This window comes from Burkholderia sp. BCC1972 (assembly GCF_905339605.1).
Classification (GTDB): Bacteria; Pseudomonadota; Gammaproteobacteria; order Burkholderiales; family Burkholderiaceae; genus Burkholderia.
Window position 1 is genome coordinate 110,339 of record NZ_CAJPGH010000015.1, and the last position, 22,742, is coordinate 133,080.

A 22,742-nucleotide genomic window follows, 5' to 3' on the forward strand; every position below is an offset into this window, starting at 1 on the left:
CCGTGAAATCATCGTTCGGCCCGCGCGGCCGCTGCATGCGACTCGCCGGGCGTCTGGCACGTCACCGGGATCGGCGTGCCTTCGAGTTGAAGCTGGTTCGGCAGTGCGTCGATCGTGCAGAGCGTCCGCTCGCCCGCTCGCACCGCCAGCGTGGATTTCGGCTGAACCTGCGTCAGGAACGCCGCCCCGCCTTCGCCGACGATGCCGAGTTCCTTGCCGTTCGCCGCGTCCTGCACCGACGCGCCGAACGGCAGCGGCTTGCCGGCCCGGTCGGTCAGCGTCAGGTACAGGTTGCTGCCGCGCGCGGCTGTGAACTTCACGAAGCCGATCGCGCCGTCGGTCAGCACCATGCGCTGGATCGGGTTCGTCACCTGCACTTCGAGCGGCAGCTTTTCGACGTTCACAGTCGCGTCGTACACGTTGTATGGCGAGATGCCGTCGAGCACCGCGTAGCCGCGCGAATCGGTATGCGTGAGCGTGCCGGACAGCGGCACGTCGGGCACGCCGTCGGTCGACACCAGCAAGCGCGTGTCGCCCGCATTGCCGTTCGCATGCGCGGACACGCCGTACTGCGTCGCGACGAACGAGCCGTCGACTTCGAGCGACGCGGCCGCATACGAGTTGGCGAGCGTCGATGCCTGCGCAGTCAGCTGATACGCCGACGAGCGCTGGCGGTAGCTCGCGTTCGCCGATGCGCGTCCGTCGGTCGCGCCCGCGTTGATCTGGTAGGTGCGGCCATTCGGATCGTCGTAGATGTAGCCCGCGTTCACGCTCGTGCTGCCGCTGCCCGTCGTCAGGTTCGACGTGACGGTGTGGCGGCCGCCGATCGGCAACGTCGCGGTGATCGAGACCTGGTTGCCGCTTGCACCCGCGCTCTGCGTGCGGAATGCCGACACGCTCACGTTCAGGTTGCGCAGCGTGCCGATCGAGAACGCGCGCGTCAGCGTGAGGCCGACGCGCTGCTCGTTCGCGCGTTCCCAGTAGGTCGTCTGGTCGTAGGAAAAATAGGTCGACGTGTCGCCGAAACGCTTCGACAGCGTCGCTGAGTAGCGCTGCTTGCTGTTGGCGAGGCCGTATGCGGTCGGGTCGCCCGAGAACTGCGCGAAGTTCGTGTATTCGCGCTCGGAAAAGCGGTAGCCGAAGAAGCGCACGTCGGCATCGAGCCCGTCGAAGTGCTTCGAATAGTTGATGCGGTATGAGTTGCCGTTGCGCGTCGCGCCGTTCCACCACAGTTTCGCCCGCGCATGCGTGACGTCGGCCGACAGCGCGCCGAACGCGCCGAAATCGCGGCCGACGCCGAGCGCGATCGACGTGTAGCCCGACGCGGCGATGAAACCGCCGTACGCCGTGACGTCGAACGGCAAGCCGTACGCGATTTCGCCGAAGCCGAAAAACGGCGTGATGCCGGCGCCGCCGAACAGCCGCGGCTTGCCGACCGCGGCCTTGTAGCGCAGCTGCCCGGCACGCGCGAGGAACGGCACGGCGGCCGTCGTCACCTGGAAGCGCTGCACGCTGCCGTCCTCTTCCTCGACCGCGACGTCGAGCGTGCCCTGCACGCTCGTATTGATGTTCTGCAGCGCGAACGCGCCCGGCGACACACGCGTCACGTACAGCACGCGGCCGGCCTGCGACACGGTCACCGTCGCGTTGGTGCGCGCGACGCCCGAGATCAGCGGTGCATAGCCGCGCAGCGACGGCGGCAGCATGCGGTCGTCGCTGCGGATCGACGCGCCCGTCAACGCGAACGTGTCGAAGATGTCGGAGGTCAGGTAGTCGTCGCCGAACGTCACCGTCGACTGGATCGACGGCAGCGCACGAAAGGCATACAGCCGGCTGAAGCGGAACGTGCGGTCCGCATACGCCTTGTTGCCCACGTTCGATTGCGCCTGGTAGTCGCCGCGAAAGCGCCACGCATCCCAGTTCGCGCCCACCGCCCCGTAGGCCTGGATCGAATTCGTCTGGCTACCGCCCGTACCGAAGTTGCGGTTCGTGTTCGCGATCACGCGATAGTCGAGCATCGCGCCCGGAATCCCTTCGGACCAGCGCGACGGCGGCAGGTAGGTCGAATCGGTGAACTCGAGCGCGGCCTGCGGAATCGTGATCCTGAGCCGGCCGTCGCTTTTCAGGTAGCGCACGGTCGCGCCTTCGATCGCGCCGAGATCGACGCAACGCCCGCCCTGGAAGCGCGGCAGGTCCTTCGCGAGCGACGGCTTCAGCCCGAACTGCGCGACGAGCTCCGGCCGCAGGCACGGCTTGCCCGCGCCCGATGCGTCGACCGCGATGAACTCGATCGCCTGCAGCCCGTAGAACAGGTCGTTGACCTGCACGTCGAGCATGTACTCGCCGGGCAACGTGAAGTCCGGCTGCGAGAACTGCGACAGGTCGACATTGCTCGTTCCATCGATGTCGAGGAACGACGAATTGAATTCCGTCGCATGGCTCTGGCTGCCGACCACCAGCACGGAGACGCAAAGGAAGGAATGTCTGATTCGCACGCGGTGCTACCGGAAGTCCAGGGAGGGGGAAAAGGAGGAACAACGAACGAGGAAGGGTGCGCGCACCCTTCCCCGGTACGGCGGCTTACTGGTAGCGGACCGTGAAGTTCGCGACGCCGTTGGCGGTACCCGGCGTCACGCCGGCTGCCGTCGATTCGTACATCGCTGCGAAGCGCGCGGTGTTCGTGCCGTTCTGCAGCAGCGTCGGTGCCTTCTGCTCGGCGCCGTTGTCGAGGTATTCGCCCGACGCGGCTTGCAGGCGGATGCCGACGTTGCTTGCCGAACCGATCGTGGCGAGCAGCTTCGGCTGACCTGCGCTCGACGTGCCCGTAAACGTGAAGTACGCGTTCTGCGCGATGCTGGTGTCGCAGTCGGTCAGCTTGATGTCGAACGACACCGGATCCGACTTGTCGCCGGCTTGCTTGAACTTGTTGGTCGGCACCTTGCCCAGTTCCACGGTCTGGTTGACCGAGTTCGCATCGATGCCGCATGCGCCCGCGACGATCTCGCCCGTGAAGTTGATCGTGCCGGTGCCCGCTGCGAAGGCCGAGGTGGACAGGGCCGCGAGTGCGACGGCGGACAGGATGGATTTTTTCATGACGTTTCCCGTAAGGACTGCAAATGGATTGGACGACGTGGCGGACACAAACGGCAGCGCATGGTGGCTCCCGTCCGACACGAGGCGGCATTATCGAGATAATCATGAAAGATTTCTGTAAATCATTGTCAAATGCATCTGACAATGTTCGATTCACCCCTCCGGGATCACATTATTTCCACCCGATTTTCAATCCAGCACCTTTTTATCCGCGGTCCTTTTTAGTTTTCCGGAACCAATTGAAGATTAAGGGAAATTTCTTCCGATAACCGACCGCGACCCGCCTGCCCTTGCCGGCATTGACTCTGACCGATATCCATCACCCCAAAGACAAAATATTGTCCAATGCCGCCATCGTTGCTCAGCGGCAACGCCCATATCAAATCATTTTCAACTGACAGGAAATTAACCAGGGTATTTCATCAATGCCAATTTGCCGCGCAAACGATTGCGAAAAGAATACAAACGTTTTGCTGCGACACTTTGCCGCCCTCATTAATTCCAATTCATTGATTAATTCGATCATCAATTCACGATCGTAAATCGCATGAATGCGCAGCAATCGGAACTCGATTCGCCGGCCTGGATGGACGAGATGGAAAGACGAAGATGCGGCGCATACGTTTGCGTCGGTGGGCGATACGGCCGGCCGCCGGATGCGGGTTGCCGCAGAAGGCGCACTTCCGCCCCGCCGCGAGATGAAGAACATCGAAGTAGTTCGCTGGACAGCGAAGGAATGCACCGATAGCGATCGGCGCTACGGCGGCCGCACGACTATCGAAGCGGCGGCCGCACGTCGGATCGTACGGCCGCCGTCATGTCACCCGGCACACGGCAGCGCCTGGCGACGACACACCCATCACGCGGAAGCCGCGGCCTCCGCCGCTGCCGGCGCCCAGCCGCCGCCGAGCGCGCGGTACAGCGCGATCGCATTCGCGAGCCTGAGCTGCTTGAGCCGAATCAGCTCCTGCCCCGACTCGTACGTGCTGCGTTGCGCGTCGAGCAGTTCGAGATACGTCGCGACGCCGCCCGCATAGCGGCGCTCGGCGAGCTTCAACCGCGCGCCGTCGGCTGAATACACGTCCTGCTGCGCGGCAAGCTGGCGATCGATCCAGTCGCGCGCGGCGAACGCGTCGGCCACTTCGCGGAACGCGGTCTGCACCGTCTTCTCGTACTCGGCGACCGCGATGTGCTTGCGCGCATTCGCGACGTCGAGGTTCGCACGGTTGCGGCCGCCCGCGAAGATCGGCAGCGTGATGCGCGGCGCGAACGTCCACACGCTCGTGCCGGCCGCGAACAGGCTCGAGAACGCGTCGCTGACCGAGCCGTAGTCGGTCGTCAGCGCAATGCGCGGGAAGAACGCCGCGCGTGCGGCGCCGATCTGCGCGTTCGCGGCCTTGAGCCGCGCCTCGGCCTGCCGGATGTCCGGACGCCGCTCGAGCAGTTCGCTCGGCGCGCCGGGCGCCACCGGCGCGATCGCCAGCCCGTCGAGCGCGGTCGCATCGCCGGGCACGTTGCGCGCGAAATCGCCCGCCAGCAATTGCAGCGCCCGCACGGCCTGCGCATGCTCGCGCTGCAGCGCGGCCTGCGACGCGCGCGCCGATGCCACCAGCATCTCGGCCGAGCGCAGCTCGATCGCGTCGCTCGTGCCGGCCGCGTAGCGGCGCTGCGTGAGCGCGGCCATGCGTTCGCGCGCGTCGAGCGTGCGCTGCGCGAGCGCAAGCTGTTCGTGCAGCGAGCGTTCCGAGACATACGCACCGGCCACTTCGGCGATCACGCCGATGCGGACTGTGCGCCGTGCCTCGGCCGTCGCGAAATACTCGGCGAGCGCCGCATCGGACAGGCTGCGCACGCGGCCGAACAGGTCGAGCTCGTACGCACTGACGCCGACGCCCGCGCGGTACAGCCCGCTGATCGCGCTTTCGCGCACGACCGGATCGTACTGGCGCGCGCGCTCGTAGCCGAGATTCGCATCGACCGACGGCATCAGGTCCGCACGCTGCACGCCGTACAGCGCGCGCGCTTCGTCGAGCCGGCCGGCCGCGATCCGCAGGTCGCGGTTGTTTTCGAGCGCGGCGTCGATCCACGCCTGCAGCGCCGGATCGGTGAAATACGCATGCCAGTCGTCGAGCAGCGCGGCATCCTGCGCCGCGGCCCGTTCAGCGGCCGGCGCCGTGCTGCCGTCGGCCGGCGCATAGGTCGCCGGCACCGGCGCCGCCGGCCGCTCGTAACGCGGCGCGAGCGAGCAACCGGCGAGCGCTAGCGCGGCGGCCAGCGCGAGCTGAACCCGCAGCGCGGCGCGTGCATTCAGCGCGAACATCATTGCGAACCCTCCATCGTCGCCGGCTGCGCCCCGCCGCGCCGGCGCGGGCCGACGTCGAACAGGCGGCCGACGCTCACGAAAAACAGCGGGACGAGGAACACCGCGAGCACGGTCGCCGTGATCATGCCGCCGAGCACACCGGTGCCGATCGCCATCTGCGCACCGGACGCGGCACCCGACGCGAACGCGAGCGGCAGCACGCCGACGCCGAACGCGAGCGACGTCATCACGATCGGCCGCAGCCGCAGGCGCGCGGCCTCGAGCGCGGCGTCGACGAGCGACATGCGCTGCGCGACGAGATCCTTCGCGACTTCGACGATCAGGATCGCATTCTTCGCCGACAGCCCGATCGTCGCGATCAGCCCCACCTTGAAATAGATGTCGTTCGGCATTGCGCGCAGCGTGACGCCGAGCACTGCGCCGATCACGCCGAGCGGGACGACCAGCATCACCGCGAACGGGATCGACCAGCTCTCGTAGAGCGCCGCGAGCGCGAGGAACACGACGAGCACCGACAGCGCGAACAGCATCGGCGCCTGCGCGCCCGACAGCCGCTCCTCGAACGATTGCCCCGACCACGCATAGCCGATGCCGGCCGGCAGCTTCGCGGCGATCCGCTCGATCGCGGTCATCGCCTCGCCGCTGCTGTGCCCCGCCGCGGCCGAGCCGTTGATCGTGAACGACGGATAGCCGTTGTAGCGCGTGAGCTGCGGCGGCCCGAGCGTCCAGTGCAGCGTCGTGAACGCCGCGAGCGGCACCATCTCGCCGCGCGCGTTGCGCACGCGCAGCTTCTTCACGTCGTCCGGATCGAGTCGATGCAGCCCGTCGGCCTGCACCATCACGCGTCGCACCTGCGTGCCGTGCATGAAGTCGCCGATATAGTCGGAGCCGAACATCACCGCGAGCGTCGTATTGATCTCGTCCATCGACACGCCGAGCGCGGACGCCTTCGCGCGATCGATGTCGAGCTTCAGCTGCGGTGCGTCCTGCGTGCCCGCGAACATCAGGTCGGTGAGCGCGCGATCCTTGCCGCCGGCCGCGAGCAACTGCTCGCGCGCGGCGCTGAACGTCGCGTAGTCGAGCCCGCCGCGGTTCTGCAGCCGGAAGTCGAAACCGCTCGACGAGCCGAGATCGGGCAGCGCCGGCGAGTTCATCGCGAACACCGTCGTGTTCGGCGTGCCCGCGAAGCGCTCGTTGATGCGCGCAACGATCGACTGCACGTGGTCGCGCTCGGCCTTGCGGTCCTTCCAGTTCTTCAGCGTGACGAAGATCATCCCGCCGTTCGGCCCTTCGCCGTACAGGTTGAAGCCGCCGAGCGCATACGTATAGGCGGTCGGCTCGTCGCGACGGATGGCCGACTCGACCTCGCGCACGCTCTGCATCGTTTCCGCGAGCGGCGTGCCCTGCGGGCGTATCACCATCACCATGAAGTTGCCCTGGTCCTCGTCCGGGAGGAACGCGGTCGGCAGTTGCGTGAGCATCAACGCAGCGGCCGCGGTCAACGCGCCGTACACGACGAGCCAGCGCACCGGCTTCTTCAGCATCGTGCCGACGCGCGACGCATAGCGCTGCGTCGCGCGTGCGACGAAGCGGTTGAACCAGCCGAAGAAGCCGCGCTTCTCGTGATGGTCGCCGGACACGGGCTTGAGCAGCGTCGCGCACAGCGCAGGCGTGAGCGACAGCGCGAGGAACGCGGAGAAACCGATCGACACCGCGAGCGACAGCGCGAACTGCCGGTAGATGTTGCCCACCGCACCGCCGAAGAACGCCATCGGCACGAACACCGACGTCAGCACGACCGTGATCCCGACGATCGCGCCGCTGATCTGCGTCATCGCCTTGACGGTCGCATCGTAGGGCGCGAGCCCTTCCTCGACCATCAGCCGCTCGACGTTCTCGACGACGACGATCGCATCGTCGACGAGAATGCCGATCGCGAGCACCATGCCGAACATCGTCAGCACGTTGATCGAGAAGCCGGCCGCATACATCACGCCGAACGTGCCCGCGAGCGCGACCGGCACGACGAGCGTCGGGATCAGCGTCGCGCGCAGGTTCTGCATGAACAGGAACATCACGAGGAACACCAGCACGCCGGCCTCGATCAGCGTCGTGACGACCTTGTTCATCGATACGCGCACGAACGACGACGTCTCGTACGGGATCTGGTACTTCACGCCCGACGGAAAGTACCTGGACAGCTCGTCCATCGTCGCGCGCACGCGCTTCTCGGTGGACACCGCGTTCGAGCCCGGCGCGAGCTTGATGCCCATCCCGGTCGCGACCTTGCCGTTCACGTACGACGGATAGTTGTAGTCGTTGCCGCCGAATTCGATGCGTGCGACGTCGCGCAGGAACAGCGCGGAGCCGTCGGCCTGCGCACGCAGCGCGATCGCGCCGAAATCGGCCGGCGTCTTCAACGGCGCGTCGGCGAACACCGTCGCCGCGATCGGTGCGCTGTCCGGCACCGCGCTGCGGCCGATGTCGCCGATCGTCACGCGCGCGTTGTGCGCGCGCACGGCCGAGGCGATGTCCGACGCGGTGAGGCCGTGCCCGGCCAGCTTCACCGGGTCGGGCCAGATCCGCATCGCATATTCGGCGCCCCAGAACTGCACCTTGCCGACACCCTCGACGCGGCGCAGCGCCTGCACGACGTTCGCCGACGCGTACTCGCCGAGCTGCACGTCGGTCATCCGGCCGTCGTCGGACGTCAGCGACACGACGAGCTGGATGTTGTCGGCGGCCTTCTCGACCTGGATGCCGTCACGGCGCACGGGCTCGGGCAGGCGCGCGTCGACCGTCTTCAGCCGGTTCTGCACTTCGACGGCCGCGAGATCGGCGTTCACGCCCTGCTTGAACGTCAGGTACAGCGACGCGGCCCCCGCGCTGCTCGTCGCGGACGTATACAGCAGCCCCGGCGCGCCGTTCATTTCGCGCTCGATCAGCGCGGTCACCGATTCCTCGACGACCTGCGCGGATGCGCCCGGATACGTCGCATAGATGCTGACGACGGGCGGCGCGATGTCCGGGTACTGCGCAACGGGCAGCGCGCGGATCGCGAACAGGCCGCCCAGCATGATGAAGACGGCGATCACCCACGCGAAGACGGGGCGATCGATGAAGAAACGTGCCATGTTGGTTTGAACCGGTCAGGTTTGACGGGCGGCCGCCTGCGAAGCGGCCGCTGCCGGCGCCGCCTTCGACGGCGGCGCCTTCTCGACGGGCTTGACGGCCGTGTCGGGCGCGAACTGCGATGCGTCGTCGACGATCACGCGCTCGCCGCCCGCGAGGCCGCGCGTGATGCGCCAGTCATGGCCGCTCATCCGGTCGGCCGTGACCTCGACGTCCTTGACCTTGCCGTTCGTGCCGACCACGCGCACCGACGTACGGTCGGCCGTGCGCAGCAGCGCGTCGCGCGGCACGAGGATCGCCCGCTGGTCGACCGCCGCGTCGAGCGCGATCCGCACGTACGCGCCCGGCAACAACTCGCGTTCGGGGTTCGGGAACAGCGCGCGCATCGCGACGGTGTCGGTGGTCGGATCGACCGCGAGATCGCTGAACAGCAGCTTGCCCTTCAACGGATACGCGGTGCCGTCGGCGCGCAGCAGCGTCACCGCGACGTCGTGCTGCGCGATGCCCGTCGCGCGCCCGCTCTTCACCGCGCGGCGCAACGCGTCGACGTCGGCGGCCGGCTGCGAGAAGTTCACGTAGATCGGATCGAGCTGCTCGACGGTCGTGAGCGGCGTCGCCTGGTCCTGGCCGACGAGCGCGCCTTCGGTCACGAGCGCGCGTCGCGCACGCCCCGCGATCGGCGCGGTGACGGTTGCATAGTCGAGTTGCAGTTGCGCACGCGCGAGTTCGGCCTTCGCCGATGCCACCTCGGCCTTCGCCTGCGTATCGGCCGCAACGGCTTCGGTATGGTCGCGCTCGCTCACCGCGCGGTCGCGCACGAGATCGTCGTAGCGGCGGCGCTTGTCGCTCGCCGCGAGCGCGGCGGCCTGCGCCTTCGCGAGCGCGCCCTGCGCGGCATCGCGTGCAGCCTTCAGCGGTGCCGGATCGATGCGGAACAGCACCGCGCCCTGCTTCACTTCCTGGCCTTCTTCGTAGGTGCGCGCCGTGACGATGCCCGCGACCCGCGCGCGCACTTCCGCCTGCCGGTACGCGTCGAGCCGGCCCGGCAGTTCCACGGTCATCGGCACGGCCGTCGGACGCACCGTGACGACGGTGGCCTGCTTTGCGGTCTCCGGCGCGGCGTCCTTGTCGCCCTTTCCGCATCCGGCCACGGCCAGTACGGCCGCCAGCGCGAACGGCGCCAGCCGCAGGCGGCGCCACAGGGTGCGTTTGTTATTCATGTTCTGACCTCGGATCGTTCGCCGCCGATACAATGCGGCGGCTCAGGGTGGCCGATTATAATCAGTCACGACTGATTAAATACATGAGCTTTCAATCTGCCTGGCACACTGTCTCAATAAAACGACAGCGAACTGTAAGGAATTTCACGACATGGCCCGCAAGACCCGGGAAGAATCGCTCGCCATCAAGCACCGGATCCTCGACGCCGCCGAGCTCGTGCTGCTCGAGAAAGGCGTCGCACAAACCGCGATGGCGGACCTCGCCGAGGCCGCCGGGATGTCGCGCGGCGCCGTCTACGGCCACTACCGCAACAAGATGGAAGTGTGTCTCGCGATGTGCGACCGCGCGTTCGCGCGCACGTCGGAAGGTTTCGACGCAGGAGACGGCCTGCCGCCGCTCGCCACGCTGCGGCGCGCCGCGTCGCACTACCTGCAGGAATGCGGCGAGCCGGGCCCGATGCAGCGCGTGCTCGTGATCCTCTATACGAAGTGCGAGCAAAGCGAGGAAAACGGCGCGCTGCAGCGGCGCCGCATGCTGCTCGAACTGCAGATGCTGCGCATCACGAAGGCGCTGCTGCGCCGCGCGATCGCGGCCGGCGAACTCGCCGCCGATCTCGACGTGCACCTGGCCGCCGTCTATCTCGTGTCGCTGCTCGAAGGCGTGTTCGCGTCGATGATCTGGACCAACCGGCTGCGCGGCAACCTGTGGAACGACGCCGAAGCGATGCTCGACGCCGGTTTCGACACCGTCCGCACCTCCGCCGCGCTGCGCGGCCGCGCGCAAAAATTGCCAGACCGACGACAAACGTCGTAACAAATGCTGATTTAACCCGATTTACCGCACTGCGAAACGAATGAGCTGACCCCCTTTAAAATTTTTAACGTTTTGCGGAACACCGGTAGACTGACGCTGTCATCTTTCTTTAGCGTCTTCGTGATAACCGGGTTCGACCCGGTATGCACGCCGCCGTTCGAAGCGGGCCCGCCCCGTGTGTTGGGTCGAACGGAAACGACACAGGCCCCTGGCGGGGCCTGTTTTGTTGCACGCCCGCCACCCGCCCCGTCGCCGTTCGACGGATGAGCCGCCGGCGGCCCCTGCCCACACCCCTTTGAACCGCTTTCCTGGATGTGGACACCTTGGTCAAGTCTGCCGCTACCCCTGATGCTTTCGCGCCCGGCCGCGCGCAGCGCGTCGCGCGCGCGCTCGTGCCGGCCGCCGTGCTCGGCGCCCTCGCCGCATTCGGTCTCGCCGCCGCACTGCCGGCCGTCTCGCAACTGCCGGGCGCCGTCGATTCCGGCACGGCCGCGCTGCCGCAGCGCGTGCTGTCCGACACGCCGTTTCCCACCGCGCAGCATTTCGTGACGAGCGAGCTCGCCCGCACGATCGGCGCGCGCGACGAGCACGTCGACAGCCACGACCGCAGCCCGCAGCCGGGCCTGTTCGCCCCGCTCAGCGCGCACCGCAACGACGTGCTCGGCTATGCGAGCCTGTTCCAGTTCGCGGCACCCGAGAACCAGCACGGCATGCGCGCGGGCGGCATCGAGCTCACGCTGTCCGATACGCTGAACCGTCTCGACGTACCGCCCGAAGTGCGCATCCAGCTCGGCGATCTCGTCACCGGCAAGGTCGCGATGCGTGCGACCGCGCAGCGCGGCGACTACTACCGCGTCGCGTTCGACACGAACGGCGGCACGCCGCGCCTCACGGCGCTCGAGCTGCGCGTCGCCGGCCGCACGTTCGGCGCGATCTGGTTCCGCGCACCGGGCGCCGAGCACGGCGCGTACTACACGCTCGACGGCTCGCCGCTCGAAGCCGCGGCATTCACGATGCCGGTCAAGTGGACGCGCATCAGCTCGTTCTTCGGCGAGCGCATCCATCCGCTGTCGCAGGCGATGGCGTTCCATACGGGCGTCGATCTCGCCGCGCCGAGCGGCACGCCCGTCGACGCGGCCGCCGACGGCGTCGTGTCGTTCGTCGGCACCGATCCGGGCGGCTACGGCCGGTACGTGATCGTCGATCATGCGGATGGCTACTCGACCTACTACGCGCACCTGTCCGCGTTCGCACGCGGGCTCAAGACCGGCGAAACCGTGAAGCAGGGCCAGCGCATCGGATCGGTCGGGATGACGGGCGCCGCCACGGGTCCGCACCTGCATTTCGAGGTGCGTGTCGCGAACGATCCGGTCGATCCGCTCGTCACGCTCGCGAACGCCCAGACGGCGCTGTCCGACATGCAGCTCACCGCGTTCCGCCAGGAAGCCGCACAATGGCGCTTCCGCCTCGCGTCGATCAATACGACGCCGTTCGCGTTCGCGCAGAACGACGGGCCGCTGTGGGGTGATTTCGCCACCGACGAGTCGACGCTGCGCGCCGTCTTCAACACGCACTACTCGGCGTCGTGATGTACGTGCCGCAGGTTGCGGCGCGCCGTTACCGCGCGGGTTCCGTATACTCCGCCGCCTGCGCGGCGCGTTCCGCCCTCGGGCGCCGCGTCAGCAGCCAGCGCGCCGCGCCGTCGAGCGACGTGCACAGCACCAGGTAGATCACGGCGACGAACAGGAAGATCGGCGCCGGATACACCATCAGCCGGTTGTTCACCTGCGTCGCGACGAACGACAGCTCGGGCACGCCGACGATATACGCTAGCGACGTGTCCTTCACGAGCGCGACCCACTGGTTGATGAACGACGGCGTCATGATCCGGATCGCCTGCGGCAGCAGCACGTAGCGCACCGTCTGCCAGCGCGTGAGCCCGAGCGACAGCCCGGCCTGCCACTGCCCGTCGCCCGCCGCGACGATGCCCGCGTGCACTGCATGCGCGAGATACGCGCCGCCGATCAGCGCGAGCGCGCACACGACCGTCGCGAGTCCCGGCACATCCATGTGCAGCAGCACGGGCATCAGGAAATACGTCCAGAAGATCAGCATCAGCACCGGAATCGCGCGAAAGAAGCCGATGAACGCGAGCAGCAGCACGCGCACCGGCCCACGTGCGAGCGCCATCGCGACACCGAGCGCCACGCCGAGCACGGCCGACGCGACGGCGGACGCAATCGCCAGCACCAGCGACAGCGCGGCGCCGCCGAGCGGGCCGTCCGGGAACGCGCCGACGAGCAGGTACGGCAGATTGGAGAACAGCAGCGAAAGGTCCATCGTCAGCGCCCTGCTCCGAGCCGGTCGCGCCATTGCGTGGCCGCGTACGCACCGGCCTCGATCGCGGCCACCGCCGCGACGTACAGCAAGGTCGCGACGCCGAATGCGGCGAACGTCTTGAACGTCTCGGTCTCGACCTGCCGCGATGCATACGACAGCTCGGCGACGCCGATCGCCATCGCGAGCGACGAGTTCTTCACGAGATTCATGTACTGGCCGAACAGCGGCGGCAGCGCGATCCGCACGGCCTGCGGCAGCACCACGTAGCGCAGCGACTGCATCGGCGTGAGGCCGAGCGCCGCCGCCGCGTCATGCTGCGCGCGACGCACGCCGCGCAGGCCGGCCTCGCATTCCTCGGCGACGAACGCGGCCGTGTATGCGCTCAACCCGACCCAGCCGGCGACGAATTCGAACGAAGGCCACGCGAGCGTGACCGAGCCTGCACTCACGGCATGGCGCGCATTCAGCCACGCGATCCACGTGTCGGGCAGCAACGACGCGACGCCGAAATACCAGAACAGCAACTGCACGAGCAGCGGCGTGTTGCGGAACGCGACGACGTACGCGGCGGCGGCCGCGCGCGGTGCCCTGCCGCGCGCATGCCGCATGACGGCAAGCAGCAGCCCGCCGACGGTCGCGGCGATGGCTGCCGCGGCGGCAAGGCCGAGTGTCAGCAGGAAGCCCTGCCAGAGCCAGGACAGATATTTGGGAGCCAACCCGAGCATGCTGGGGTGCGCGCGTGAAGCACGCGATCGGAAGAAAACGGAAAGCGCCGCGCAGCCGGTGTTCCGGCCGGTCGCGGCGCGCGTGCGGCGCAGGTCAGGTCTTGTCGCCGATGCGGAAGATGCGCGTGAGCGGCGTCTTCGTCGTCGGCCCGAACCATGCGTCGTAGATCTGCGTGGCGCGGCCGTTCGCCTCGAGGCCCTTCAGCGTGTCGTTGACGAAGCCGAGCAGGCGCGTCTCGCCCTTCGGCACGCCGACGCCCATGTAGTCGTTCGAGATCGTGAACGCCGGGATCTCGTAGTTCTGCTTGTCCGGCACGTTCGCGAGCAGGCCGATCAGCTTCGGGCCGTCCTGCGTGATCGCCTGCACGTTGCCGGCGCGCAGCGCGGCGAACGCGAACGGCGTGTCGTCGTACGCGACGATCGTCGCCTTCGGGAATTTCTCGCGCAGCGTGATCTCGTTGGTCGTGCCCTTGTCTGCGCCGACGCGCAGCCCGTTCAGCTGGTCGGCCGATTTCAGCACGCCCTTCTTCGCGAGAAACTGCTGGCCCGACGAGAAATACGGAATGCTGAAGTCGACCTGCTTCGCACGCTCGTCGGTGATCGTGAAGTTCGCGAGCACGAGGTCGACCTTGCCCGACGTCAGGAACGGAATGCGGTTCGCGGGATTGGTCGGTTGCAGTTGCAGCTTCACGCCGAGCTTGTCGGCAAGCGCCTTCGCGTAGTCGACGTCGAGGCCGACGATGTGGTTGTTCTTCGCATCGACATAGCCGAACGGCGGGTTGCTGTCGAACGTCGCGACGCGCAGCACGCCGGCCTTCTTGATGTCGTCGAGCCGGTCCGCATGCGCGACGGTGCCTGCGGTGATGAGCGCGGCCCCGACGAGCCACGTAGCGAGAGTGTGGAATTTCATGAGCACGACCTGATTTGTTATGAAGGCCGCCGCGGATCGCGCGGCGGCCCGGTTCGAAGAACATCGCGACGAAGTGTGCCGTCGCGAAGCCGCTAACGTATCAGCGCGTGCGGCGAATCAGAACCAACAAATGGTGCTTTGCTCTGCGGGTTTCGTGATGAGCCACGGCGGGCACCGGCGCAGCATCGCACCGTGCCTTTCCCGCCATGCCCCGCTTCCCGCGCCTTACCCTGCGAGCACCGTCGCGGCCTCGTCGATCAGCGCGGCGACCGCCACCGGCTGCGACGCAAGCGACGCATGGCTGGCATCGAGCGTGATGATCTTGCGCGCGTCCATTCGTGCCGACGTCCGCTGCTGGTTCTCCGGCGCGATCATCCGGTCCTCGCTCGAAATCTGATACCACGACGGTTTCGAACGCCATGCAGGCGTGCTGATGGTGTCCGCGAACGTGCTCGCCAGCGGCGCCTTCTGCGTGACGGCCATCACGAGCGCTTCGTCTGACGAAAGATCCTGGCAGAAGCTCTCGTGGAATTTGTCGGGCTTGAGCCACAGATAGCCGTCGCTGTCGGGCGCGAGATTCGGCGCCGCCGCCGGCAGGTGTTCCTGCGTGATCCCGCCGGGGCTTTCGCCCGCGTCGGGCGCGAACGCGGCGATGAACACGAGGCCCGCGACATTCGGCAGGTTGCCGGCCTCGCTGATCACGGCACCGCCGTACGAATGGCCGACCAGCAACACGGGGCCGGCCTGCTGCGCCACCATCTTGCGCGTGCGCTCGGCGTCGTCGGCAAGCGACGTCAGCGGTATCTCGACCGCGTGCAGCGATGGTTGGCCCTTGCGCGCGAGTTCGACGATTACCTTTGCCCAGTGCGCGGCGCCGCCCCAGAAGCCGTGCACGAGCACGATCGCGGGTTTGCTCATCGTGAATCTCCTTGACGTGGCATGTCATCGAACCGTCACCGGTCCAGCCGATCCGGACCTTCGCGCGGACACGCAGCAACCAGCATAGGCGAGCCAACGCGCGTCACCAACCCCGCCGGGGCCGGCGTGAGATGCAGCGCACAAAAAAAGACGCCCGCTGCATGCAGCGGGCGCGAATCCCAGTCAAGGAGGTGTCACACGAACTACAGGCCCAGATTAAGGAATTCGCGTGCGACGGACAACGAATCGATTTCCATATCGATATGACAGGACGCGCTCACGCCGGCACTTCCCGGGTCGCACAGTGGATGCCGCCACCGCCCGACGCGATGCCGAGGATGTCGACCTGCACGATCGCGCGGTTCGCCGCATACGGCTGGATCGCTGCGATCGCGGCCGCGTCGGCCGCCGCGTCGTTGAACTTCGGCATGACGATCGCGCCGTTGCACGTATAGAAGTTGATGTAGCCGGCCGCGAAATGCGACATCTGCCGCTCGTTCAGCGTCGTGCCCGCCGACGTGCCGTAGTTGACCGGCGGCACGAGCTCGACGATCTTCAGCGGCCGGCCGTTCGCATCGGTCTGGCCGGCCAGGCGTTGCCGGTTGGCGTCTGTCAATGCGCGTTCGCCGGTCGAATTCGACGCGTCGTAGCAGCACGCGACCACGCCGGGTGCGAGAAAGCGCGCGTAGAAATCGACGTGGCCGTTCGTGATGTCGCTTTCGCCGGCCGGCGTCGACGCACCGCCCGCGCCACCGACGCCGCTGCCGCGCGGAAACGTCGCCGTGCCCGGCAACCAGATGATCTTCCGCACCCCGAGCGTGCGCTGCAGTTCGGCCAGCACGGTATCGCGGGCCGTCGGCCGCAGCGTCGCATTGGCGATCACGCCGTTCGGGATGTCGAACAGCTGCGGATTGCGGTTCACGTGCAGCACCGACGATTCGGTGAGGATCGCCGTCCCGTCGCCGTCGAATTCGATCGCGCCGCCTTCGAGCGTCAATGTGCTGCGGATCAGGTTCACGCCTTTGGTTTGCGCCATCCAGCCCGCCACCCTGCTGTCCTGGCTGAACGCCTGGAAGAACTTGCCCGCTTTCGACCGGTTGCTCGCGGCCAGGAGCACCGGCGGAATCGCTCCCGCACTCTGGCCGGCGCCGTCGGTGTTCGCGTTGCCCCAGCCGTTGAAGTTGAAGCCGATCGCGTTCAGCGCATCGCCGTTCGTCGTATCCCTGACGAACACGCAACCCGTGTCGCGCACCCAGAAATCGTTGAAGCCGTCGGCGAGCGGCACGAGGGTGATCCCGCCCGTGCCTGCGGCGCGCGCCGCATAACGTGCATGCAGGTCGGGATTCGCCACGCTTGCGTTCCCGAGCAGCACACGGGCCGCGTCCAGATCGACCGGCAACACCAGCATGTTGACCGGTTCCGTTGCGCCGATCGCCTTCGCGACGTCCATCAGGTCGGCCCGCACGCGGTCGATGCCGGCGTCCGTGCTCTGCGACGTGACGGGCGCCCAGATGCCGTCCGCGCCGGATGCGAAGGTCATGTAGGTCAACGCGTGCGGCGCATCTTCGGCCGGCAGCCGGTACACGGCCTGCCGTGCCGACGGCGTCGGGCGCGACGCGGAAGCCGCGTCGGACACGCCGCTGCTGCCGTCGCCGCCACCGCACGCGGCCAGGCTGCCCAGCAGCGGCATGCCGAGCCACGCCGCCGAACAGCGGATGAATCCGCGTCGGCGCGCATCCGGCAGGTTCGGCTCGCGCTTGTTCGGGCTCGCGTAAGTATCTTTCTTCGTCATGTATTTCAACTCCATTGCGCGGACGGCGCGCAGGCATGCGCCGGCTTCCGTCCCGCGGGACGGACTCCGCATTGTTTTCAGTCGTTCGGAAAGACTGGAAAATTGAAGCAGCGTGCGGACCGGTCATGCGAACCGGCCCGGGGCCGTTCTCAGGCCGGCTGCTGTTGCGTGGTGCAGTGGATGCCGCCGCCGCCCGCGGCGATGCCGTCGATGTTCAGCTGGATGACTTCGCGGCCGGGAAACAGGTCGACGAGCGTGTCGCGCGTATTGCGGTCGGCGCGGCTGTCGCCGAACTGCGGCGCGATCACCGCGCGATTGCACACGTAGAAGTTGATGTAGCCGGCCGCGAACTCCGCGTTCTCGTAGATGTGCCGGACGGTCTTCGGCCCCGGCAGCACGACGACCTTCAACGGGCGCCCCTTCGCATCGGTGGATTTCCGCAGGATCTCCAGATGCTGCCGCGTCACCGCGTGATCGTACGACGACGGATCGGTGTCGAGCCCGGCGACCACGACGCCCGGGCTCGTAAATCGCGCATAGAAGTCGGTATGCCCGTCGGTGATGTCCTTGCCCGCGATGCCGGGCAGCCAGATGATCTTCTTCAGCCCGAGCAGGCGGCTCAGTTCGGCCTCGCACTGCGCCTGGCTGACGCCTGGATTGCGGTTCGCATTGAGCACGCAGCTGCGCGTGACGATCGCCGTGCCTTCGCCGTCCACCTCGATGCCGCCGCCTTCCAGAACGAGCTTCGTGTCGATCAGCCGCGCGCCGGCGCGTTCGGCCACGAACGGCGCGACTTCCGCGTCCTGGTCGTGTTCCTGCTTGTTGCCCCAGCCGTTGAAATTGAAGCTCACGCCACCGAGCTGGCCCGACGCGTTCTTCACGAACACGGGCCCCGTGTCGCGCATCCACAGATCGTCGACCGGATGCTGGACGAGCTCGACCGACGAACCGCACAGCCGCGATGCGATCGCGTAGTCCTGCTCCCGCACCAGCATCTTCAGCGGTTCGTGCGCAGCAATTGCCTTCGCGACGGCCGCGAGGTTCTCGCGCACCACCGGCAACAGGCGCGCGCCCCAGATGTCCTCGCTCGGGCCGAACGCCATCCAGGTCGCCGTGTGCGGTGCGCCTTCGTCCGGCATGTGCCAGGCGGCACCCTGCTGCGCATGCGCGGCGCGGCCGAACAACCCGCCCATCGCGCTGGCGGCCAGCGCCGCGCCCGAGACGGACAGGCCGCGTTTCAACAGTTGACGTCGTGTGGTCATGGCATTCCTCTTTCGCTTGCCGGTTACTTCAATGGTTTCGTGGTGTGTCATCACGGCCGCGCGGTCTTGAAGCCGAGCCAGGTCCGGCCTTCCAGGCGCATCGCAGCCGGGGATTCGGCGATCGGCGTGAACAGTGTGCGTCGGGTCGCTTCGTCCGGATAGACGCCCGGATCGCGCACCAGCGCCGGGTCCATCAGCTTCAGCGCACCCTGGTTCGCATTCGCGTAGCGCGTCGAGTTCGAGATCTTCGCGATCACGTCCGGACGCAGGATGTAGTTGATGAACGCATGCGCGTTGTCCGGATGCTTCGCCGACGCCGGAATCAACATCGCGTCGAACCACATCAGGCTGCCGATGCGCGGGATGTCGTACACGATGTTGCGCTTCGGATCGCGCGCCTTCGCCTTCAGCGCGGCCAGGTTGATCGCGCCGGAGAAGCCGACCGTCACGCACAGCTCGCCTTCGATCAGCTCGTTGGCGTCGGACGACCCGACGAACTGGCGGATGAACGGCCGGACCTTCATCAGCATCGCGTGCGCGGCCGCGTAATCCTGCGCGGACGGATGCATCGGATCGCGGCCGACGTAGCGCAACGCCAGCGGCAGCACCGTGCTCGCGGAGTCCTGCAGGCCCAGCCCGCATTTTGCGGCGACGCGCGCCGCGATCGCCGGGTTGAACAGCAGGTCGAGGCTGTCGGCCGGCATGTCCTTGCCGAGGATCGCGCTCACCTTCGCGCGGTCGTAGCCGACGCCCACGGTGCCCCACATGTACGGCACGCCATACTGGTTGCCGGGATCGGACTGCGCCATCTGCTTCAGCAGCGACGGGTCGAGATACTTCAGGTTCGGCAGCCGGCCCTTGTCGAGCTTGCGATACACGCCGGCCTGGATCTGCCTGGCCATGAAGTCGTTGGTCGGCCACACGAGGTCGTAGCCGCTGTTGCCGGTCAGCAGCTTCGACTGCAGCGTCTCGTCGCTGTCGTACGCGTCGTAGCGCACCTTGATGCCGGTTTCCTTCTCGAAGGCGGAAATCGTATCCGGCGCGAAGTAGTTGCTCCAGTTGTACAGGTTCAGCACCTTCTCTTCATCGGCGCGGGCCGCACCGGCCAGCATGCACAGCGCGAGACCCGGCGCCGCGACGCGCAGCCATCCTTTCCGTTTCATTTCGAGTCCTTATCGATAGCAGGACGACACGCCGTCGCTGGTCAGCAACGTGCGATACATCTCGGGGCGACGATCGCGGAAGAAGCCCCACGACTGCCGGTCGGTGCGGATCGCGTCGAGGTCGAACGTCTGCACGAGCACGGCTTCGTCGGTGCGATTCGCCTCGGCCCGCTTCTCGCCGGTATGGTCCGCGATGAAGCTCGACCCGTAGAACACGCCGGTGAGCCCCTGCTGCCGCGGATTGCCGTTGCCGAAGCCCGTTTCGCGGCCGATCCGGTTGGCTGCGACGACCGGCACCATGTTGGCCGCCGCGTGGCCCTGCATCGTGCGCTGCCAGTGGCCGGCCGAATCGAACTCGCTGCTGAACGGCTCCGAACCGATGATGGTCGGAAAGCACAGGATCTCGGCGCCCATCAGCGCGAGGCTGCGCGCCGTCTCCGGATACCACTGGTCCCAGCAGATGCCGATGCCGATTCGGCCGAAACGCGTGTCCCACACCTTGAAGCCGGTGTCGCCCGGCGTGAAATAGAACTTCTCCGTATAACCCGGCCCGTCCGGGATATGCGTCTTGCGATAGACGCCGAGCACGCGCCCGTCGGCATCCGCCACCGCGATCGAGTTGTACGCGGCATTTCCCGCGCGCTCGAAGAAGCCGATCGGCAGCACGATGCCGAGCTCGCCGGCCAGCGCCGCGAACCGGGCAATCTGCGCGTTGCCTTCGAACGGCTGCGCAAGTTCGAGGTGGCGCACGTTCTGGTCGACGCAGAAGTACGGCATCGCGAACAACTCCGGGCACAGCACGAGATTCGCGCCCTGTGCGGCGGCCGCACGGATCAGGCGCTCCGCGGTGGCCATGTTGTCTTCGAAGTTCCAGCTGCCCGACGCCATCTGCACGGCGGCGACGGTGATGTGTTTGGACGGCATTGCGTTGCTCCTCGGTGAGACCGGAAACCGCTGACGGAACGTCGCTCAGTGCGCGACGAAAGGCTGCTGCTGCGTCGAACAATGGATGCTGCCGCCGCCGATCGACAGCGTCGGAATCGGCAACATCTCCACCTTGCGCTCCGGGAACGCGCGGCTGAACGCGTCGCGTGCGGCCTCGTCCTGCTCGACGCCGAACGCAGTCACGATCACCGCGCCGTTCACCAGGATGTAGTTCGCATAGCAATCGCAGTAGCGCTCGGAACCGAAGCGTTCGCTGACGATCGGCGACGGCAGGTCGAGCAGCTCGAAACGGCGCCCCGCCGCATCGGTCGCGAGCTCCAGCGCGCGGCGATTCTCGCGCATCACGCGGAAATAGTCGCCCTGCCCGGGCACGGCGGTCTGGCAAAGCATCCGGCCCGGCGCGATGAACGACGCGATGCCGTCCACGTGCCCGTTCGTCTCCACTTCGTCGGGGTTGCCCGGCAGCCAGACGATCTTCTCCACGCCCAGCATCCGGCGCAGTTCCGCCTCGATCTCCACACGGCTCAGATGCGGGTTGCGATTGGGATGCAGCAGGCAGCTCTCGGTCGTGACCAGCGTGCCCTGCCCGTCGACGTAGAACGAGCCGCCCTCCAGCACCATGTGCGAATTGAAGATCTCGGCGCCGGCCGCACGCGCGATGTCCTGCCCGGCCTGCTGGCAGCCGTCGTACGGCTGGTACTTCTCGCCCCAGCAGTTGAAACGGAATACGGCCGCGCCGAGCCCGTGCTGCTCGCTCACGAGGAAGATCGGCCCGCAGTCGCGCAGCCAGTTGTCCTCGGCCGCGACCGGCAGCACGTCGACGCTCGGCCCCACCAGCTCGCGCGCGGTATCGGCCTGGCTGTGGTGCACCGCGACCACGCAGCGCTGGTAGCGCGCGATGGTCCGCGCGACCAGCGCGAACTCGCGGCAGACCTGCGCGTAATGCGTCCCCCACAGGTCCTCGCGGTTGTCGAGAACCGGCCATCCGAGCCACGTGGCATGCGAGGCTTCCCATTCGGCGGGCATCCGGTAACCGCGCTGGCGAGCATCAAAGCGACCCATCGATCCGACTCCGTTGTGATTGATGAGCGATTGTCCGTCAGGCTAAACTTGATGAATATTGATATTTATTGACCGAATCAATCAATTCACCTCATATCTCGATGCGACGCGTTCCGTCCCTGAAACTGTTGACCGGCTTCGAAGCCGCGGCCCGGCTGGGCAATTTCTCGCGTGCGGCCGACGAGTTGCACCTGTCGCAATCGGCGATCAGCCATCAGATCCAGCAGCTCGAAGCGCAACTCGGGCAGCCGCTGTTCCGCCGGCGCGGCCGCGGCGTCGAGCTGACCATCGCCGGCGAGGTCCTGCATCGCAGCGTGCAGCGCGCGATGGACACGTTGCGGGGCGGGCTCGACCGCATCGCGACCTACCTGAACCCGGGGCTTGTCGTGCTGGTCTGCCCGGCGCCGTTGCTGCACGGCTGGCTGCAGCCACGCCTCGAGCAATTGCAGCAAGTGCTGCCGGATCTGTGCCCGCTGCTGTCGACCGACGAAACCGCGCGCTACGTCGACGAGATCGACGTCGACATGACGATCGGTACGCGGCCGATGCTGCAGCCCGGCCTGGTCGACATCCCGTTCATGCGCGACGAATGGGTGACGGTGTGCGCGACGCCGGTGGCCGAGGCGCTCGCCCGTGTGCCGCGCGCCGAACACGCGCAGCACACGGGGCTCGTCTGCCTCGAGACGAGCCTGACCGACGAGCGCATGGCGACCGTCTTTCGCGAGCAGCTGTCGGACTTCCGGATGCAGGCGATCTACGACGATCAGCGGCTCGTACTGGATGCCGTGCAGCGCGGTCGCGGCATCGCGTGCCTGCCGCGTCTCGTCGCACAGGCCGGGCTCGACCAGCACACCCTGACCGTACTCGCCGACTACCCGCGCCTGCCCGGCACCACGTGGTGGCTGTCGCGGCTGGAAGGCCCGTCGCGCTCGCCGATCGTCGAGCAGATGTTCGACTGGCTGGTCCAACAAGGCATCCTGTCGAGCGCGGCCGACCCGGCACCCGACCGCGCGAAGCTGCCGCCCGCGTAATCGCACGCCGCA

At 67.2% G+C, this 22,742-nt stretch carries 18 protein-coding genes; 3 read left to right on the forward strand and 15 right to left on the reverse strand.

Features of this window, described 5'->3' with window-relative positions; translation table 11 throughout:
- Window positions 1-8: 8 nt before the first annotated feature.
- The 6 genes from U5798_RS21620 to U5798_RS21645 all read right to left on the reverse strand — a co-directional run bounded on the left by U5798_RS21620 (window position 9) and on the right by U5798_RS21645 (window position 9,768).
- The gene (locus tag U5798_RS21620; protein WP_322083191.1) at window positions 9-2,462 is read right to left on the reverse strand and encodes a fimbria/pilus outer membrane usher protein; all 2,454 of its coding nucleotides are present in this window, start codon (window positions 2,460-2,462) and stop codon (window positions 9-11) included.
- Window positions 2,463-2,580: 118 nt separating this feature from the next.
- Window positions 2,581-3,093 carry a fimbrial protein gene (locus tag U5798_RS21625; protein WP_124451619.1) on the reverse strand — a complete coding sequence of 171 codons (513 nt, stop codon included), beginning with the start codon at window positions 3,091-3,093 and terminating at the stop codon, window positions 2,581-2,583.
- A 379-nt stretch (window positions 3,094-3,472) separates the two neighbouring features.
- Window positions 3,473-3,802 (reverse strand): hypothetical protein, encoded by a 330-nt coding sequence (locus U5798_RS21630; RefSeq protein ID WP_322083145.1) that lies wholly within the window; start codon window positions 3,800-3,802, stop codon window positions 3,473-3,475.
- Window positions 3,803-3,952: 150 nt separating this feature from the next.
- Window positions 3,953-5,413, reverse strand: coding sequence for an efflux transporter outer membrane subunit (locus tag U5798_RS21635; protein WP_322083192.1), 1,461 nt, complete (start codon window positions 5,411-5,413; stop codon window positions 3,953-3,955).
- Window positions 5,413-8,550: a multidrug efflux RND transporter permease subunit gene (locus U5798_RS21640; RefSeq protein ID WP_322083146.1), complete on the reverse strand. Its 3,138-nt coding sequence runs from the start codon at window positions 8,548-8,550 to the stop codon at window positions 5,413-5,415. The genes U5798_RS21635 and U5798_RS21640 overlap by 1 nt, the downstream gene beginning before the upstream one ends.
- A gap of 15 nt (window positions 8,551-8,565) precedes the next feature.
- Window positions 8,566-9,768, reverse strand: a complete 1,203-nt coding sequence (locus U5798_RS21645; protein WP_124451611.1) for a MexX/AxyX family multidrug efflux RND transporter periplasmic adaptor subunit — start codon at window positions 9,766-9,768, stop codon at window positions 8,566-8,568.
- A gap of 151 nt (window positions 9,769-9,919) precedes the next feature.
- On the opposite strand from U5798_RS21645, the gene U5798_RS21650 reads away from it, so the two are divergent.
- Window positions 9,920-10,582: a TetR family transcriptional regulator gene (locus tag U5798_RS21650; protein WP_124451609.1), complete on the forward strand. Its 663-nt coding sequence runs from the start codon at window positions 9,920-9,922 to the stop codon at window positions 10,580-10,582.
- Between the two features lie 323 nt (window positions 10,583-10,905).
- Window positions 10,906-12,171, forward strand: coding sequence for a M23 family metallopeptidase (locus U5798_RS21655; protein WP_322083147.1), 1,266 nt, complete (start codon window positions 10,906-10,908; stop codon window positions 12,169-12,171).
- 28 nt (window positions 12,172-12,199) lie between these two features.
- Here U5798_RS21655 and U5798_RS21660 read toward each other — a convergent pair whose 3' ends face one another.
- The 9 genes from U5798_RS21660 to U5798_RS21700 all read right to left on the reverse strand — a co-directional run bounded on the left by U5798_RS21660 (window position 12,200) and on the right by U5798_RS21700 (window position 21,699).
- On the reverse strand, window positions 12,200-12,922 hold the full coding sequence (locus tag U5798_RS21660) for an amino acid ABC transporter permease (protein ID WP_322083148.1): 723 nt from the start codon (window positions 12,920-12,922) through the stop codon (window positions 12,200-12,202).
- A gap of 2 nt (window positions 12,923-12,924) precedes the next feature.
- Window positions 12,925-13,647: an amino acid ABC transporter permease gene (locus tag U5798_RS21665; protein WP_322083149.1), complete on the reverse strand. Its 723-nt coding sequence runs from the start codon at window positions 13,645-13,647 to the stop codon at window positions 12,925-12,927.
- 94 nt (window positions 13,648-13,741) lie between these two features.
- A complete protein-coding gene (locus U5798_RS21670; protein WP_034186939.1) occupies window positions 13,742-14,557 on the reverse strand; it encodes an ABC transporter substrate-binding protein in 816 nt (271 codons plus the stop codon).
- A gap of 225 nt (window positions 14,558-14,782) precedes the next feature.
- Window positions 14,783-15,475 (reverse strand): alpha/beta hydrolase, encoded by a 693-nt coding sequence (locus U5798_RS21675; protein WP_322083150.1) that lies wholly within the window; start codon window positions 15,473-15,475, stop codon window positions 14,783-14,785.
- A 277-nt stretch (window positions 15,476-15,752) separates the two neighbouring features.
- Window positions 15,753-17,267: an agmatine deiminase family protein gene (locus U5798_RS21680; RefSeq protein ID WP_322083151.1), complete on the reverse strand. Its 1,515-nt coding sequence runs from the start codon at window positions 17,265-17,267 to the stop codon at window positions 15,753-15,755.
- A gap of 149 nt (window positions 17,268-17,416) precedes the next feature.
- Window positions 17,417-18,529 carry an agmatine deiminase family protein gene (locus U5798_RS21685; protein ID WP_322083152.1) on the reverse strand — a complete coding sequence of 371 codons (1,113 nt, stop codon included), beginning with the start codon at window positions 18,527-18,529 and terminating at the stop codon, window positions 17,417-17,419.
- Window positions 18,530-18,579: 50 nt separating this feature from the next.
- Complete coding sequence (locus U5798_RS21690; RefSeq protein ID WP_415859510.1) at window positions 18,580-19,692, reverse strand: polyamine ABC transporter substrate-binding protein; 1,113 nt, start codon at window positions 19,690-19,692, stop codon at window positions 18,580-18,582.
- Between the two features lie 9 nt (window positions 19,693-19,701).
- Window positions 19,702-20,616, reverse strand: a complete 915-nt coding sequence (aguB, locus tag U5798_RS21695) for an N-carbamoylputrescine amidase (protein ID WP_322083153.1) — start codon at window positions 20,614-20,616, stop codon at window positions 19,702-19,704.
- 45 nt (window positions 20,617-20,661) lie between these two features.
- Window positions 20,662-21,699, reverse strand: coding sequence for an agmatine deiminase family protein (locus tag U5798_RS21700; RefSeq protein WP_322083154.1), 1,038 nt, complete (start codon window positions 21,697-21,699; stop codon window positions 20,662-20,664).
- Between the two features lie 101 nt (window positions 21,700-21,800).
- Here U5798_RS21700 and U5798_RS21705 point away from each other — a divergent pair, with 101 nt between their 5' ends.
- Window positions 21,801-22,730 carry a LysR family transcriptional regulator gene (locus tag U5798_RS21705; RefSeq protein ID WP_322083155.1) on the forward strand — a complete coding sequence of 310 codons (930 nt, stop codon included), beginning with the start codon at window positions 21,801-21,803 and terminating at the stop codon, window positions 22,728-22,730.
- The last annotated feature ends 12 nt before the right edge of the window (window positions 22,731-22,742 follow it).